Source organism: Micromonospora sp. R311 (genome assembly GCF_056780015.1).
Genome location: NZ_JBSWCE010000003.1, coordinates 16460 through 32396, shown reverse-complemented (window position 1 = coordinate 32396; position 15937 = coordinate 16460). Strand labels below are relative to the sequence as shown.

The 15937-nt window shown below is 74.6% G+C and carries 14 protein-coding genes; 2 read left to right on the top strand and 12 right to left on the bottom strand.

Going from position 1 to position 15937, the window contains the following annotated elements:
- Positions 1-7: 7 nt before the first annotated feature.
- From AC1WTP_RS02955 to AC1WTP_RS02905, 11 genes are read right to left on the bottom strand one after another with little or no spacing between them, the layout of a single operon-like run.
- On the bottom strand, positions 8-442 hold the full coding sequence (locus tag AC1WTP_RS02955) for a pilus assembly protein TadG-related protein (RefSeq protein WP_481647691.1): 435 nt from the start codon (positions 440-442) through the stop codon (positions 8-10).
- Entirely contained in the window at positions 439-918 is a 480-nt protein-coding gene (locus tag AC1WTP_RS02950) for a TadE/TadG family type IV pilus assembly protein (protein WP_481647690.1), read from the bottom strand. Before AC1WTP_RS02950 ends, AC1WTP_RS02955 begins: the two co-directional genes overlap by 4 nt.
- A complete protein-coding gene (locus AC1WTP_RS02945; RefSeq protein ID WP_481647689.1) occupies positions 903-1340 on the bottom strand; it encodes a TadE/TadG family type IV pilus assembly protein in 438 nt (145 codons plus the stop codon). Before AC1WTP_RS02945 ends, AC1WTP_RS02950 begins: the two co-directional genes overlap by 16 nt.
- 6 nt (positions 1341-1346) lie before the next feature.
- Positions 1347-1550: a hypothetical protein gene (locus AC1WTP_RS02940; protein WP_088996913.1), complete on the bottom strand. Its 204-nt coding sequence runs from the start codon at positions 1548-1550 to the stop codon at positions 1347-1349.
- A gap of 23 nt (positions 1551-1573) precedes the next feature.
- Positions 1574-2446, bottom strand: coding sequence for a type II secretion system F family protein (locus AC1WTP_RS02935; RefSeq protein WP_481647884.1), 873 nt, complete (start codon positions 2444-2446; stop codon positions 1574-1576).
- Between the two features lie 55 nt (positions 2447-2501).
- Positions 2502-3401, bottom strand: coding sequence for a type II secretion system F family protein (locus tag AC1WTP_RS02930; protein ID WP_481647883.1), 900 nt, complete (start codon positions 3399-3401; stop codon positions 2502-2504).
- Between the two features lie 6 nt (positions 3402-3407).
- Positions 3408-5018 carry a TadA family conjugal transfer-associated ATPase gene (locus tag AC1WTP_RS02925; protein ID WP_481647688.1) on the bottom strand — a complete coding sequence of 537 codons (1611 nt, stop codon included), beginning with the start codon at positions 5016-5018 and terminating at the stop codon, positions 3408-3410.
- The gene (locus AC1WTP_RS02920) at positions 5008-5808 is read right to left on the bottom strand and encodes a CpaE/TadZ family protein (RefSeq protein WP_481647687.1); all 801 of its coding nucleotides are present in this window, start codon (positions 5806-5808) and stop codon (positions 5008-5010) included. Before AC1WTP_RS02920 ends, AC1WTP_RS02925 begins: the two co-directional genes overlap by 11 nt.
- 2 nt (positions 5809-5810) lie before the next feature.
- On the bottom strand, positions 5811-6470 hold the full coding sequence (locus AC1WTP_RS02915; RefSeq protein ID WP_481647686.1) for an SAF domain-containing protein: 660 nt from the start codon (positions 6468-6470) through the stop codon (positions 5811-5813).
- The gene (locus tag AC1WTP_RS02910; protein WP_481647685.1) at positions 6467-7450 is read right to left on the bottom strand and encodes a hypothetical protein; all 984 of its coding nucleotides are present in this window, start codon (positions 7448-7450) and stop codon (positions 6467-6469) included. The genes AC1WTP_RS02915 and AC1WTP_RS02910 overlap by 4 nt, the downstream gene beginning before the upstream one ends.
- Positions 7444-7983 carry a hypothetical protein gene (locus tag AC1WTP_RS02905; RefSeq protein WP_481647882.1) on the bottom strand — a complete coding sequence of 180 codons (540 nt, stop codon included), beginning with the start codon at positions 7981-7983 and terminating at the stop codon, positions 7444-7446. Before AC1WTP_RS02905 ends, AC1WTP_RS02910 begins: the two co-directional genes overlap by 7 nt.
- A gap of 787 nt (positions 7984-8770) precedes the next feature.
- Between AC1WTP_RS02905 and AC1WTP_RS02900 the strand changes: the two genes are divergently transcribed.
- The gene (locus tag AC1WTP_RS02900; protein WP_481647881.1) at positions 8771-9472 is read left to right on the top strand and encodes a prepilin peptidase; all 702 of its coding nucleotides are present in this window, start codon (positions 8771-8773) and stop codon (positions 9470-9472) included.
- A gap of 180 nt (positions 9473-9652) precedes the next feature.
- A complete protein-coding gene (locus tag AC1WTP_RS02895; RefSeq protein WP_481647684.1) occupies positions 9653-12985 on the top strand; it encodes a S8 family serine peptidase in 3333 nt (1110 codons plus the stop codon).
- A 43-nt stretch (positions 12986-13028) separates the two neighbouring features.
- Here the strand turns inward: AC1WTP_RS02895 and AC1WTP_RS02890 are convergent, their stop codons facing one another.
- The gene (locus AC1WTP_RS02890) at positions 13029-15839 is read right to left on the bottom strand and encodes an AfsR/SARP family transcriptional regulator (RefSeq protein ID WP_481647683.1); all 2811 of its coding nucleotides are present in this window, start codon (positions 15837-15839) and stop codon (positions 13029-13031) included.
- Positions 15840-15937: the final 98 nt, after the last annotated feature.

Here is a 15937-nt window from a genome sequence, read left to right as displayed (position 1 = left end):
CCCTTCCCTACGGCGCCCCGGTGAGCGCCCGTGCGGTCGCCTCCCCGGAGACGGTGACGGTGTCGTCGAAGCCGAAGAGGCCGAGCATGGATCTGCGGTAGGTGACGGTGACCTCGACCCGGACGACGGTCTCCCCGTCGACGGTCGGGAAGCTGACGGCGTGCCGGGTGGCGCCGGCCGCGGCGAGGTAGTCGGCCACCGCCCGGCGCGCTTGGGCCCGGTTGATCCGCTTCGGCCCGCCCTCGATCGCGGTGGCCCGGTCGATGGCCTGGCCGCCCGCCCGGGCCGCCTCGGCGGCGAGGTTGTCGGCCCGCTGCAACGTGCGCAACTGCCCCGCCCCGTCGAACGCGAGACCGATGATCGCCAGGACGCCGACCATCGTCACGGCGAGGAAGATGCTCACCCGCCCGGCGTCGTACGGCGTGCCGCGGCGGGCGGTCATCCCCGGCTCCGGTAGCGGTCCAGCGGCGAGGTGAAGCTCGCCGTGACCCGGTTGCCGGTGGGCATCCCGGGCAGCGCCGACAACCGGATGTCCCGGAACGAGACCGTGCAGGCCACCTGGACGGTGACCGTGGCGTCCTGCCCGACGGGGCTGCGGAAGGCCGCTTCGAAGCTGGACGGGTTGCCCCGCACCGTCCCGCTGAATGTCACCTCGGGGGTAGAGGCGCAGTCCAGGCCCCGCCAGTCCAGCTGCCGGCGGGCCGCGTTCCGCGCCGCCGCCCGGGCGGCGGCCGGGTCGCGGGAGATCGACGCGGCCCGCGCGGCGTCGTGCGCGGCGGCGTCGATCGCCTCGGCCGCCACCGCGGTACGCCCGGCCACCCCGGCCAGCACGATCAGCGCGATGAAGGCCGGGGCGAGCACGGCCACCTCGATCGAGACCGAACCCCGCTCGGCGGTACCGCTCACGGCACGGTCCACCGTTCCACCGTCCCGTGCGCGGTCTGCCGCACCCCGAAGTCGACCCCGGGGATCACCGACAGGGAGCGTCCGCGCACCGTGCAGGTCACCTCGGTGGCGCTGGTGACACAGCTGGGCCCCGGGTCGTCCCAGCCGACCAGCCAGTCCCCGGCGGAGCGCAGGAAACGGACGGCCCGCGCCTCGCCGGCCCCGGGCGGCGCCTGGTGCAGCCGCTGGGCGTTGACCGCGCTCTGTGCGGCGTTCAGCGCGGTGGACCGGGCGACGAACCAGACCGCCACCTGGATCGAGGCGAAGAGCAGCACCAGGACCAGCGGCAGCACCACGGCCAACTCCACCGGGTTGGCGCCCCGGTCGGCGGGCGCGAGGCGGCGCCGGGCGGTGGCGACCGCCCGGCGTCCCCTGCGGGAAGCGGCTCGGCGCATCGGCGCTTACTGCGGGTTCTTGTGGCCGGGGATGGCGTTCATCCAGTCGTTGGCCTTGGCCAGCGCCACGCCGGTGACCACCGTGGCGACGAAGACCAGACCGAAGATGATCACCGCGGTGGGCACCGGGCTGTCGCCGCGCTCGCCGTCGCGGCGCAGTTCGGCCAGGCGCGTCGTCAGCGCGACGTGCAGGTAGGTGACGAGGGACATGGCGTACTCCTTCTGTTGCGGGGTCAGACCCGGGCGATGAACGGGTAGACGGCGAAGCCGAGCAGCACGAAGACGAGCAGTGCGCCGGGGATGTCGAGCCGGCTGGTCACCCCCTCCGCGCGGGTCAGGTTGTCGGTGCGGATCTGGTCGCGCAGCGAGTCGGCCCGGCTGCGCAGGGTCTCGTGCACCTGGGCGCCCTCGCTGCCGGAGGAGCGCATGATGGCACCCACGTCGCCCAGCTCCGGGATGCCGATCCGGTCGGCGAGGTCCCGCAGCTCGTCCCAGGGCGAGTGCATCTGCAACTGGGCGATCCGCAGCGCCTCGCGGATCCGGTCGAAGACCCAGCCGTCGCAGATCGCCGCGGCCCGCTCCAGTGACTGCACCGGCCCGTGGGCGGCGCTGAGCTGCAACGCCACCAGGTCCAGGTAGGTGCAGACCGCCTGACGGAACTCGTCCCGGGCGGCGTCCGCCCGGGTGAGCGCCGCGCGGTGGGCGAGCAGCGCGGCGAGCAACGCCATCCCGAGGCTGCCCAGCACCGGTACGGCCACCGGCAACCCGATGCCGAGGACGAAGAGCGCCACCCCGAGCACGGCCGGCATGGCGAGCCCGACCAGCGCGGAGAGCAGCAGCGACAGCGCGTACTGCTCGGCGGTGCGGTCGATCAGCGCGAGCTGCCGGTGTGGCGGCCGCAGCCAGCGGGACAGGCCGGTCAGCCACTCCAGCCGGCGGTCGGCGGGGCCGGCGACCCGACCGGCGCCGGTGACCGGCTGGTGCAGCCGGCGCAGCGCGGGGCCGAGCGCCGGGGTCGCCGGCACCAGTTCCCGGACCACCAGGAACAGGCCGAGCCCCACCGCCGCCCCGCCGCAGACCGCGGTCGCCAGCTGCCAGTTGAGGATCACCGGACCTCCCTCTCGTCGGCGACCGCGGGGCCGGCGGGCCCACTCCTCGCGCTCACGCGATCGCCTCCTCCGGGTCGGGGGCGGGCAGGAAGCGGGCCGGCCGCTGCGGCTGGCTCATCGACCGCACCCAGGCCAGCAGCCCGACGAAGGCCGCGCCCAGGACGGCCATCACCAGTTGCCCGGCCGGCGTGCCGTACGGGCGGATGTACTCGGTGTTGACCAGTCCGTACGCCAGCGTGGCCAGGGTCATCCCGGTGAGGAAGCGGACCGCGAACCGGGGTTGGGTGCGCTTGGCCTCGATCTCCCGCCGGGTGGCCACCTCGGCGGCCGCCGCGGACGCGATCGAGCCGAGCACGTCACCGAGCCGCTCGCCCCGGTCGGTCAGGTGCAGGATCAGCGCCGCCACCACCTGGTCGCCGACCGGGTCGCCGATCTCCTCGGCGAACGCGAGCAGCGCGGCGCGGGCCAGCCAGCCGGCCTGGAGCCGGGCAGCGAGCAGCCGTACCTCCTCCTGGATCTCCTCCGGCGCGGTGGCGACCGTGCCGATCACCGCCTGCTGGAGCCCCTGGCCGGTGGCGGAGACGTCCTTGAGCCGGCGGGTCCACTCGCCGACCGCCTCGATCCGGGCGATCGCCCGCTGCTCGGCGCGGCCCACCGAGAAGAGCCACGGCGCGCCCGGCACGGCCACCGCCACCAGCAGGCCGACCACGGGCAGCCCGGTGAGCAGGAAGGCGAGCGCGCCGGCGACCAGCGCGCCGACCAGCAGGGCCTGGTACGCCCGCTGCTCCCGTGGGGTCGCGCCGGAACCGCGCCACAGCCGGCTGAACCCCCGACCCGCGCCCGGTCCGGGACCCGGCGGGCGGCGGGTGCCGACCAGCGCCACCACCGCGAGCAGCAACCCGGCGACGCAGGCGGCCCCGGAGACCACCGCGATCAGTTCGACGTTGTCCAGCACCGGTCACCGCCGGCCGAGGCGGGTCTGCAGGGGTCGCCGCCAGGCACCGGTGCCGGCCTCGATCCACCGGGTCAGCAGCCGGGCGTCGTAGCCGACCCGGAGCAGTTGGGCGCGGATCCGCTCGGGCAGGTGCCGGGGCACCGCCCGGCCGTCCGGGCCGGGGCCGAAGACGGCGGTGGTGACGATCCGGTTGCCCTCGCCGACCCCGATCACCTCCTCGACGTGCGAGACGAAGCGGTGCTTGCGCCCGCCGATCGCGGTCTCGTCCTCGACGGTGACGTAGACGATCAGGTCGAGCGCGTTGCCGGCCATCCGCCGGGCCTGGTCGACGGTCATCTCCCGGCCGTGCGCCAGGGCCAGCTCGATGATCCGTTCGCCCACCCCGGCCGGGGTCCGGGCGTGGATGGTGCACATCGACCCTCGGCTGGTGGTCATCGCCTGGAGCATCGGGACGATCTCCCGGGACCGGACCTCGCCGACGATGACCCGCAGCACGCCCATCCGCAGCGAGAGCGGGATCAGGTCGGCGATGCTCACCTCACCGGCCGGCCGTCCGTCCGGCCCCCGTTCGCCGTGTCCCTCGCGGGCCTCGAAGCTCATCACCGCCCGGTGCCGCGGCCGGCGGCGCGCCGGCAGCAGCTCCCGGCTCTCCTCCAGCAGCACGTACGGCTCGTCGGCCGGGATCTCGTTCATCAGCGCCCGGATGACCGTGGTCTTTCCGGCTCCCGCCAGCCCGGCGACCATGATGTTCAGCCCGGCCCGCATGGACGCGCGGAGGAAGTCGCGCAGCAGCGGGTCGATCATCTCGTCCAGGTCGCCCCGGCTGCCGGCAATGTCGTCCAGGCTCACGTCCAGCGTGTTGTGCTTGCGGATCACCGCGTACGGGCGGTGGCTGACCAGGAACACGGCGGCGAGCCGGCTGCCGTCGGGCAGTTGCAGGTCGAGGGTGGGCTTCGAGGTGGAGAGCGACCGCTCGGTGGCCCCGGCCCGGCGGGCCGCCGCCTGGAGGATCTCCACCAGCTCGTCGTCGCTGTCGGCGATCGGCTCGGCCCAGTCGACGCCGCCGCCGTGCCGGGTGATGCGCACCTGGTCGCAGCCGAGGATGTGCACCTCCTCGATGGTGTCGTCGACCAGCAGGGTCTGCAGCCGGCCCAGCCCGGCCAGCTCGGCGGTGACCTGGTCGAGCAGCAGCCGCTCCTCGCCGGCCGCCATCGGGGTGCCGGCCCGGCGCACCGAGTCGGCGTACTCGGCGACCACCGCCACGGCCAGCCGGGCCCGCTCGGTGTCCTCGGCGTCGGCGTCGAACTCCCGGCCGCGCTGCCAGCGGGTGAGCCGCTCGCTGAGCTCCCGGCGCAGCTCGCGGACCACCTGGAAGTCCACCCGCGGCCGGGGCGGCGGGTCCGGCGGCGCACCGGCCGGGGCCGGCGCGGGGTGGTGGTGCCGGCCGTTCGGCAGGACTCCGTCCGGTCCCGTCCCGTGTGGTGCGGCGCCGTTCGCGCCGGGCGGGGCGACGCCGCGCGGGACGGTCCCGTTCGGCGCGGGCAGCGGCGGCGCCGTGGAGGTGGCACCGGGCGGCTGCCGCCGCGGGTCGGACGAGACCGGCTCAAAGCGCATCGGGCACCCCCTGCGACACCGGCCAGGCCAGCCGGGCCCGCCGCCGCTCCAGCAGCGACCCGACCGGCACCTCCAGCGCCCCGGCCGCGCGCATCAGCGGCCGTCCGGCCCGCACGGTGCCGCCCAGCCCGAGCACCTCGGCGGTACGCGGGTCGTGCGGCAGCCGGGCGATCACCGGCAGCCGCAGCGCCTTGCTGATCTCGCCGCGCCCGTGGCCGTCGCCGACCAGCAGCAGCCGCAGCGTGCCGGGGGAGACCCGGTGCTCGGTGAAGTCCCGCTCGATCGCCCGGACCAGGGCCCGGGTGCCGGAGAGGTCGGGCAGCTGGGCCCGGGTGACCAGCAGCACCACCGAGGCGGCCCGCAGGATCGGCCACGGCGGGCCGGGGACGTGCAACCGGCCACAGTCGACCAGTACGTCGTAGCCGGGCTCGCCGCGCTCCAGCCCGGTGAAGAAGTCGGCGAACCGTTGCCAGAGCGGGGTGATGCTGCCGGCCTGCGTGGGGTCGACCACGCCGGGCAGCAGCAGCCGTTCCCGCTTCGGCGCGTCCAGGTCGACCAGCTGTGACCAGAAGGCCGTCTCCAGGTTGCCGTCGCGCAGCTCGCCGACGGCCAGCTCACCGATGCCCCGGGGCCCGTCGAGAGCCCCGCCGAGGTAGCCGGCGAGGATCGACCCGCCGGCCGGGTCGGCCTCGGCGAGCACCAGCCGGCGGTGCCAGCTCAGCGCACAGGCCAGGGCGGTGGTGGTGACACCGGGCGAACCCTTCGCCGACACCAGCGCGATGATCGCCACGGTCAGGCCGCCTCGGTGAGCACGACGGCGATCCGCTCCCGGGCCGACAGCGCCACCACCGCCGGCACGTCCCGCACCGCGAGCGCCAGGTAGACCACGATCTCGGTGTCGTTCTGGCCGGTGCCCGTGCCGATCACCGTGGCCTCGAACCGGGTGGCGGTGGCCGCCGGGCCGGTGTCGTCGTCGTCCGGCGTGCTCACCAGCAGGACCTTGTCGCCGGGGTGCAGCTCGCGGGCCGGCACCTCGGCCGGGCCGAGGCCCAGCGCGAGCTGCTGCTGGCCGGGGCCGAGCAGCGGGTCGTCGGTGAGCTGGGCCATGGTGAGCAGGGTTCCCGGGGTGAGTGACACGACGGCCCGCTTGCCGACCACCTCGTCGAGCCGGCCGGCCGGCACCGGCGCCAGGCCCTGGCCGCCGGCGACCTGCACCGGCATGAGGTCGTCCGCGCTGAGTTGCCGGCCGACCTCGACCGGACGGGCCACCGCCAGGTAGCTGCCGGTGGCCCGGACCGAGGTGACCGCGAAGGCGGCGCCGAGGCCGCCGAGGGCGATCAGCAGCACGGCGAGGCCGAGCAGCCCGGGCCGCGTCCGGCGCTGCCGGACCACCTTGGGTGGGGCGACCGGCGCGTCCACCGGTCCGGTTCCGTTGCGCGTCGCCAGACTCACCGGGTCACCACCTGGAGTTCGTTGATCTGGATCGGGACGGTGCCGCTGGTCCGGGTCTGCGGGATCTCACCGCTCTCGCCCCCGCCGCGCCAGGTCACCGTCCAGTACGTGGTGGCGCTGACCCGGTACGTGCCGGCCTGCGGGTAGCCGCCGTGGTAGCCGCAGTCGGGCGAGGTCTTCCCGGCGCGGGGCCCGGTGGCCGAGTACGCCGTGCCCGGACCGGTGCAGGTGACCTTCCGGCCGTTGCCCATGTCCCACACGCTCCGGTCGACCTTCGCCTCGATGGAGACGGTCAGTCCGCGGTCCTCCGCGTCGGCGTGCAGCGGGCCGAAGTAGTCCTCGCCCGGGCTGGCCCACATCCACACCGGCAGGCCGACCAGCCCCGGCCCCTTGCTCTTGCGGGGCGCCACCGCCACCCGGGGCGGGAGCAGCCGGATCGAGGCGAGCGCGCGCCGGGCCAGTTCCTCCGGGTCCGGCGGCGCGCCGAACCCGGGTGGTGGACTGTCCCGCAGCACGGTGGTCTGGTCACCCAGGTCGCCGCCGTTGCAGGTGCGCACGTACCACTGCTGGCCGGGCGGCGTGTTGTCCGGCTGGGGCTGGGCGAGCTTGTAGTAGCAGCCGTCGCCGTTGTTGAACCAGCCGAGCAGGTCGTCGTAGCAGGGGATGGTCCGGCCGTTCCACTGGCACCTGCCGCCGCCGCCTCCGCCGCCGGTGTCGCCACCCCCGCCGGTGTCGCCACCCCCGCCGGTGTCGCCGCCACCGCCCGGGCCGCCGGGCGTACCCGGGTCGTCGTCCCAGACGCTGCAGTCGGGCTGGCCGGGCGGGCATTCGACACCCGGGTCCGCCCGCCCCGCGGCGACCGCCGGCACGGTGACCCCGGCGGCCAGCAGCAGCGCCAGGCCGGCGCCGACGAGCGTGCGGCGGGCCGCCCCGGGCCGGGTACCACGGCCCGGGGCGGCCCTTCCTCCCCAGGTCAGCACGGCTGGTCCTGGTGGCCCGCGCCGGCGCTGATCAGCCAGCGGCCGTCGGGATAGCGGGTGGCGGTGGCGGTGGCCAGGTGCCGGCCACCACCGGTGCCGGGGACCACCTTGTTGGTCCGGGCGTAGACCAGCCGGTAGCCGGTCGTGTCCAGGCAGTCCTGGATCTCCACGGTGGCCGGCTCGGCCTCCAGGTCGACCGAGGTCACCGCCGGCTGCGAACGCAGCGTCCCGGTACGCATCGCGCCGTGCTCCCTCGCCTCGCGGATGGCCACCCGGACCCGGGTCAACAGTGGATCGGCGAGGAATCTGGACAGTTCCGGATGATGTGGATCGCTTTGCCGGCTGGCCGTACGGGATGCGTCGAGATAGCCGGAATACGCGGCCAGCGCCGCTTTCTCCGCCGACTGTTCCGCGGCCTTCCGCTCCGCCGGAGCGGGCGCCTTCCGGTCGCCGGCCGGCCAGCCGGCCGTCTCCTGGTCGGTGCCGCAGGCGGTTGCCGAACCGACCGCCGCGACCGTGAGCAGGCCCGCCATCCAGCGGCTGAGCTGCCGTCCTCGCACCGTCGTGCCTCCTCGGTGATGACCCGGGGCCGCCGTCGCGGTGACCTCCGGGCATGCGGCAGCGCGGCCGGATCCGCCGGATCCGGTGCCGTGAATTGCGCAGCCACATTTACCGTTATCGATTACTTACGAATGCAGGTTCCAGAATGCATCCTGTCGGTTGAACGTGTGTTGCGTCACACCCAAGGGGCGAGCATAGGCTGACGCCCGCCGATGCAACAGAGGCAATTCATTCGAATACCAAGCGTGATGACGGGTGGTGGCGACGGGTGTACGACGACGGGCGGCGCGAAGAGCGCAGCCGAGAGAACGTGATCATGATGCGGCGTTCGGGTGATGGGTTTCCCACGCCGCGTCGGGCCCGGTTCGCCGCCCGAGCGGGGATGACCCGACGCGGCATCTGGCCCGATCCGTCCCCCGGTCGCACCGCCATGGCCAGGTGCTATTTCCTCGGGCTGGGAATCCCGTCAATGCAGAAGCTGGGCCTCCCGGGTGGCGCGGCCTGTGTCGCCTGGCATCCGCGACGCTCCATCGCTCGTCACACCCTCCGACCGTTGGCACTACCGTCCGTGTCGGCCGTCGGGCGTCCCGTCTCCGGTCGGCGCCGCGCCGCGGGTGTCCCCGGCGGTCGTCCGCAGGGGCGGGGACGGCGGTGACCGGGCCCCGCGACGGGATCGACCGGGCGACCGGCGGCGGGCCCGGCCTCGCCCCGGCCTCGCCGGAGGTCCGCCCGCGCCGCCGGTCGGGCCGACCGGCCGCGCTGGCGCTCACCCCGCTTCTTCGGCTGGCCGCGATCCGGTACGCCGTACCGCCCGGGGAGGGCGACCGGACCGGCTGCGACCGCTGCGCCGCCCCGGTCGGGCTGGACCGCCCGTGGCCGGCGCTCGGCCCGCGCGCCGGGTGCGGCGGCTGCGGAGCCCGGATCGGCCCACCGCCCGGCGCCGTGGAACTGGCCGCCCTCGCGGCGGCGGCGCTGCTGGTGCTGGCCGCCCCGCCGCCCGCCGCACTGGCCGCCGCCGCCTGGTGGTTGGGTTGGGCGGTGCCGCTGGTCTTCGTGGATCTGGCGGTGCACCGGCTGCCGGACCGGCTCACCTGGCCGGCCGCGGCCGGCACCTGGCTGCTGCTCGGGGTGGCCGCGCTGGCCGGGGCCGGTCCGGCGCCCTGGCTGCGGGCCACCGCCGCCGGGCTCGGGCTGGCGGCCTTCTTCGCGGCCAGCACGCTGCTGCTCGGTCACCGGGGCTTTGGCCTCGGCGACGCCAAGCTGGCGCTGGGCGCCGGCGCCCTGCTCGGCTGGTACGACGCGGCGCTGCCGGTGGTCGGGCTGCTGCTCGCCGTCACCGCCTCCGGGCTGGTCGCGCTCGGGCTGCTGACCGCCCGCCGGGTGCGCTGGTCGAGCCATCTCCCGTTCGGCCCGTACCTGGTGCTCGGCACCGCCGGCGCCCTGCTCCTGGCCCGGGTGTAGCGAGCATCGGCCCGCCCGGCGCGAGCGACGAACAGATGGGCGGGCGGGCGTTCGGCGGTGCGGACGTGCGGGCCGGCACCCCGATTCAGTCAGAGTGACACAGGTCACATCGGATGAACTTTCACCCGCCCGTCACGTCCGGAGCCCTCGGATACCTCTCGCGTTCATCCAGGGAGAATGATGCGTTCAGTTCGTAAGTTATCGACGCTGGCACTGCTGGTGCTGGGCGTCTCGGCGGTGGTTCCGGGCGGTGTGCCGGCGTCGGCGCAGCCCCGGTCCACCAAGCCGGCGACCACACCCCCGGTCGCGGCCAAGCCCCGGACGGTCACTCTGCTCACCGGCGACACCGTCCACCTCAGCACCGTGCACGGCCAGACGGCTGTCGACGTCGTGCCGGGCAAGGGACGGGAACGGATCCCGTTCATCACCCACAGCGCCGGCGAGGACGTGCGGGTCATCCCCGCGGACGCCGTCGGCCTGCTCAACCGGGGCAAGCTCGACGCGCGGCTCTTCGACATCTCGACGCTGGTCGACTTCGGCTACGACGACACCCGCGCCACCCTGCCGCTCATCGTCCAGCACGGCAGCACCACGCCCGCCGGCCTCGCCGGCGCCCGGACCACCCGCAAGCTCTCCGGGGCGAGCGCTGTCGCGGAGAACCGCGCGGACGCGGTGTCCTTCTGGAACAGCGTCACGTCGGCCGCCAGTGGCACCGAGCGGCAGCTGCGGGCCGGGTTGGACAAGATCTGGCTCGACGGGCTGCGCCAGCCCACCCTCGACGTCAGCGTCCCGCTGACCGGCGCGCCGAAGGCCTGGCAGGCCGGCTGGACGGGAGCGGGGGTGAAGGTCGGTGTGATCGACACCGGCGTCGACCAGACCCACCCCGACCTGGCTGGCCAGGTCGCCGCCGCGGAGAACTTCACCGCCGACCCGGACGCCCTCGACCGGGTGGGCCACGGCACCCACGTCGCCTCCACCATCGCCGGCACCGCGGCTGCCTCGCAGGGCCGCTACAAGGGCATGGCGCCCGGCGCGAGCCTCTACAGCGCCAAGGTCTGCGTGCAGGAGGGTTGCCCGGAGTCGGCGATCCTGGCCGGTATGACCTGGGCGGCGGAGCAGGGCGTCAAGGTCGCCAACATGAGCCTCGGCGGACCGGACAGCCCGGAGATCGACCCGATCGAGGCGGCCGTGGCCGACCTCACCCACCGCTACGGCGTGCTCTTCGTCGTAGCCGCCGGCAACACCGGCGAGGCCGGCGAGTCCACGGTGAACTCGCCCGGCAGCGTGACCGAGGCGCTGACCGTGGGCGCCGTGACCAAGACGGGCTGGCTGGCCTCGTTCTCGAGCCGCGGTCCGCGCACGGGCGACGCCGGCATCAAGCCGGACGTCACCGCGCCCGGCGTCGGCATCCTCGCCGCCCGCAGCTCGACCTCCGGCCTGGAGCCGTACTACGAGAACCCGCAGTACACCAGCCTCAACGGCACCTCGATGGCCACTCCGCACGCGGCCGGCGCGGCGGCGATCCTGGCCCAGCAGCACCCGGACTGGGCGCCTGAGCGGATCAAGTCCACGCTGATGGCGGCCGCCCAGCCGAACGCCGCCGTCGGCGTCTACGAGCAGGGTGCGGGCTTCCTCGACGTCGGCCGGGCGATCGAGCAGACCGTCACGACGAGCCCGGTCAGCGTCGCCTTCGAGCGGACAGCCACCGCGCAGCAGCGCACGATCACGTACGCGAACAGCGGCTCCTCCGCCCTCACCCTGGCTGTGTCCCTCGACGCCAAGGACGCCGACGGCGCCCCGGCGCCGGCCGGCCTGTTCAGCCTCAGCGCCGCCTCGGTGACGGTCCCGGCCGGCGGCACGGCCACCGTGACCGTCAGCGTGCGGGCCGGCGCCGACCTGCCCGACCGCTACTTCGGCGGTGAGGTGACCGCCACCGGCGGCGGCGTGCAGGTGCAGACCCCGGTCGCGCTCGATATCGCCCGCAGCGAGCTGACCCTCAAGCTCGTCGGGCCGGACGGCGGAGCGCCCACGCCCGAGCAGGGCTGGGTGACCATCCTGACCGACCTGGACCGGAACGGCATCCTGGTCTTCGACAACCCCGCGGTCACCAAGCACCGGATCCGCCCGGGCCGTTACACGGTCCAGACCTATCTGTTGTCCGGCGACCCGTACCTCCCGCACGTCGCTTCGCTGATGCGCCCGAGCCTCGACCTGACCACGGACCAGGCGCTCACCATGGACACCCGGCTGGCGAAGCCGATCGCGGTGTCGGTGCCGAACCCGAAGGCCACCGCGGTTCATCAGGAGTTCGGCTGGACGATCCGGATTGAGCAGCCGCAGATCTGGGGCAGCAACGACCCGTTCGGCGTGCTGATGGGCATCCCCTTCGACCACCTGCGAACGGCGCAGATCGGGGCCGGCGAGACGGCCGGCTTCGTCTCCTACGTCAACGGGATGTGGGGCCAGGTGCGCCAGCACAGCCTGCACAACAGCCCGTACGTCTACCGGGTCTACCTCTACGAGCCGGAGAAGATGATGACCGGGCTCACCCGCAATCTGCGCGCGGACGACTTCGCCACGGTCCGCTCCCGCATCAGCGCGGACGTGGCCGACGTGCCCGTCGCGCGGACCGCGGTCGCGCACGCGCCCGGCAACTCGCCGGTCTACCGCGACGAGCGCAACATCCCGCCGAGCTTCACCTACGACGTGCCGAGCACCATCACGGAGTACTACAACCAGGACAAGCAGGCGGTGTGGAAGTCGACCTCGGCGCAGCTGAGGTACACGTACTACGAGTCGCCGTGGACCAGCTTCCAGCCCGGGCGCACGTACAACGTGAAGTGGGCCAACGCGGTGGCCGGGCCGGTCTTCCCGGAGCCGAACTTCGGCCAGCAGTTCGCCACCCGCTACTGGGGCGACCTGATCGGCGGCCCGGGGCCGCTGCACGGCGACGGCACCGGGCACATGGGCTTCCGGCACGTCCGGGGCGGCAGCGTGCAGGTGAGCCTCTACCGCAACGGGGTCAAGGTCGGCGACGCCAACGAGGCGCCCTGGGTGTGGAACGTGCCGGCGGAGACGGGTGACTACCGGCTGGCCGCGACCTTCCACAGCGACCCGGCGTTCACCCTGTCGACGGTGGTCGACGCGGAGTGGACCTTCAAGTCCGGGCACGTGGGCGACGGCGAACTGGTGAAGCTGCCGATGACGGCGATCCGGTTCACCCCCGAGCTCAACATCAACAACCGGGCGCCGGCCAACCGGCTGTTCGAGATCCCGGTCTCGCTCGACCGTCAGGTCGGGGCGGCGCCGGGCCAGACGAGCAGCTTGACCGTCGACGCGTCCTTCGACGACGGCAAGACCTGGCAGCAGCTGACCGTGCAGCGGTCCGGCGAGAAGGCGGTCGTCCGGGTGTACAACCCGGCCGGCACCGGCTTCGTCTCGCTGCGGGCCGCCGCCACGGACACCAGCGGTAACACGGTCAAGCAGACCATCATCCGCGCCTACCGGTACTGACGGTGGGCCCCGGACGCGGCGCCCCACCGGCGCCGCGTCCGGGTCACCGGTGCCAGAGCAGCCGGTCGCGGATCCGCCGGGCCACCGGCGAGTCCGTCCCGTCGACCTCGGCGAGGGCCTCGCTCCACGCCTGCCCGGCCAGGGCCGGGTCGCCGTTGGCGGAGTGGAAGTCGCCGATGGAGACCAGCACCTCCGCGGTGTGGTGGGGGGCCCGGGCGTCGCGGAAGGTGTCGACCGCCTGCTGCCAGGTCACCATCGCGTGCGGCAGGTCGTCGATCATCGAGTACGTGTGCGCCAGCCACGCCTGGGTGGTGCCCACCCCGTGCAGGTCGCCGAGGGCCTCGAACTGCCGACGCGCCTCGACGAACATGCCCAGCGCCTCGGCGTGCCGGCCGAGCCAGCCCTGTGCCCGGGCGATGGCCAGCAGAGCGTTGGTGGCGCCCCGCACATTGCCCTCGGCGTGAAAGAGCGCCCGCGCGGCCTCGGCGTGCCGGATCGCCTCGTGGTAGCGCCGCTGGTCCAGCCGGATCTCGGCGATGTTGTTCTCCACATGGCCCTGCTCGGTGCGCCGGCCGAGCCGGTCGAAGAGCGCCCGGGCGTGCTGCAGGTGCGACAGCCCGCGGTCGAGTTCGGCCAGGAAGTAGCAGGCGCCGGCGAGGCTGCGGTGCAGCAGGGCCTGGGCGGTGGGGTCGTCGTCCCCGGTCGCCGCGAGGGCGGCGCTCGCCGCTGCCGCCCACTGCTTGAACTGCGCGGTGTCCTGGAAGAAGTTCTGCAGGGCCAACACGATCTGCCAGGCCGTGCGGGGCCGGCCGCGCTTCCCGGCCCGGGCGACGATGTCGGTCAGCACCCGCTGTTCGGCGGCGAACCAGGCCACCGCGTCGGCCCGGCCGGTGAAGCCGCGCCCGGTGACCCCGTGCTCGGACGGCTCCGGTTTCGGCAGCGGCACCTGGGGCAGCAGGGGCAGGTGCGCCGCGTACGTACTGAGCTGGTAGTAGTCGTAGACCCGGTCGATGGCAGCGTCCCGCTCGGCCGCGTCGTCGTGCTCCTCCCCGAGCTCCACGGCGTAGGCGCGCAGCAGATCGTGCATCCGCCACCGGCCGTCGCCGGGCTGGACCAGCAGCTGCGCCCCGAGTTCGGCGAGCAGGCCCCGGGCGGAGCGCAGGGACAGGCCGCCCAGGGCGGCCGCCGCCTCCGTGCTCAGCTCCCCGGCCGGGTGCAGGGGCAGCAGCCGGAAGAGCCGGGCCGCCTCGGGAGTCAGGGCCCGGTAGGACCAGGAGAAGATCGCCTCCAGATCGGCGTGTGCCTCCCCGAAGCCGGCCAGCCGGCCGTCGGCCTCGGCCAGCTCACCGGCGACCGCCGGCAGGCTGAGCCCGGGCCGGCCGACGCTGCGGGTGGCGACCAGCGCCAGGGCCAGCGGCAGCCGGCCGCACCGCGCGATGATCTCGTCGACGGCGGCGGGGTCGGCGGCCGCCTCGTCGCCGAGCCAGCGGGTGAGCAGCTCGCGGGCCTCGGCATCGGTCAGCAGGTCGAGGTGCAGCCGGTGGGCGCCCGCCGGGCCGGCCACGCCGGTGATCCGGCGGCGGCTGGTGGCGATGACGAGACTGCCGCCGGTGCCGGGCAGCAGGTGCCGGATCTGGTCCCAGTCGCGGCAGTTGTCGAGCAGGATCAGCATCCGGCGCTCGGCCAGGATGCTGCGGTAGAGGCCGGCCTGGGCGTGCAGCTCGGCCGGGATGGCGGCCGGCGCGACCCCGAGGGACCAGAGGAAGCCGCGCAGTGCCTCCGCCGGTGTCATCACCGACTCGCCGCCGTCGAAACCGCGCAGGTCCGCGTGCAACTGCCCATCGGGGTAGCGGGCGGCCAGCCGGTGGGCCAGGTGCACCGCGAGGGTGGTCTTCCCCACGCCGGGCATTCCGTCGATCACCAGCGCGGTGGTCCGCGGGTCTCCGGCCAGCAGCTCCTCCGCGGCGGCCACGACCCCGCGGCGGCCGGTGAAGTGGGGGTGGTCGGCCGGCAGCTGCGCCGGCGATTCAGTCCGGGGCGGCTGCGACAACTCCCGCCCGGCACGTCCGACGCCGCGCCGGGATCTGGCGCCGTCGGCCGGGGCGTCGTGCTCGAGCAGGCTGTCCCGGGCCGCGCGCAGCTCGCCGCCCGGCAGGATGCCGAGCTCGTCGGCGAGCCGGTGCTCGATGTCGGCATAGGCCGCGAGGGCCTCGGCCCGCCGGCCGTCCGCGCCGAGCGCGAGCAGCAACCGCGCCTGCAGTGCCTCGTCCAGCGGCTCGTCTTCGGCGGCCAGCCGGATCGCGGGCAGCACCGCGTGGACGCACCCGGCCCGCAAGGCGGCGTCGGTCGCCGCCCGCACGGCCGCGAACCGCTCACCGTCGACCGCGACGAACTCCGGATGGGACCGGCCGCCGGCCCGCAGGCCCGAGGCGCACCGGTCGCGCCACAGCCCCAGCGCCTCCCGGTAGAGCTCCACGGCCGGCTCGCCGGAGCTGGCACCGGCCTGGGCGACCAGGCGCCGGAAACGCAGCAGGTCGAGCGACTCCCCGTCGATCCTCAGCCGGTATTCGGCGCCGTCGCGGATCAGCACCGAGCCCGCTGCCCGGGTCGGCAGGCCCGGCTCGAAGCGCCGCCGGAGCATCCCGACATGCCGGTGCACCACGTTGACCGCGCTGGTCGGGGGGTCGGAATCCCAGAGCAGGTCGACGAGCTCGGCGACGCTGACCGCGCCGCCGGCACGGGCGAGCAGCAACGCCAGGATCAGCCGCTGCTGCCGGGTGCCCAGGTCGATTTCGGAGTGGCCGCGCCAGGCCCGCACCGGGCCGAGAACGGCGAAAGAGAGCGGGCTGGTCATCTGGACGCGATCCACGGAGAGCTGGTTGCCACGATCGCCACAGCATGGCAGGGCCCGCCGCGACCCGGGTGCGCGTCGCGGCTGTGAGCTTCGACTCA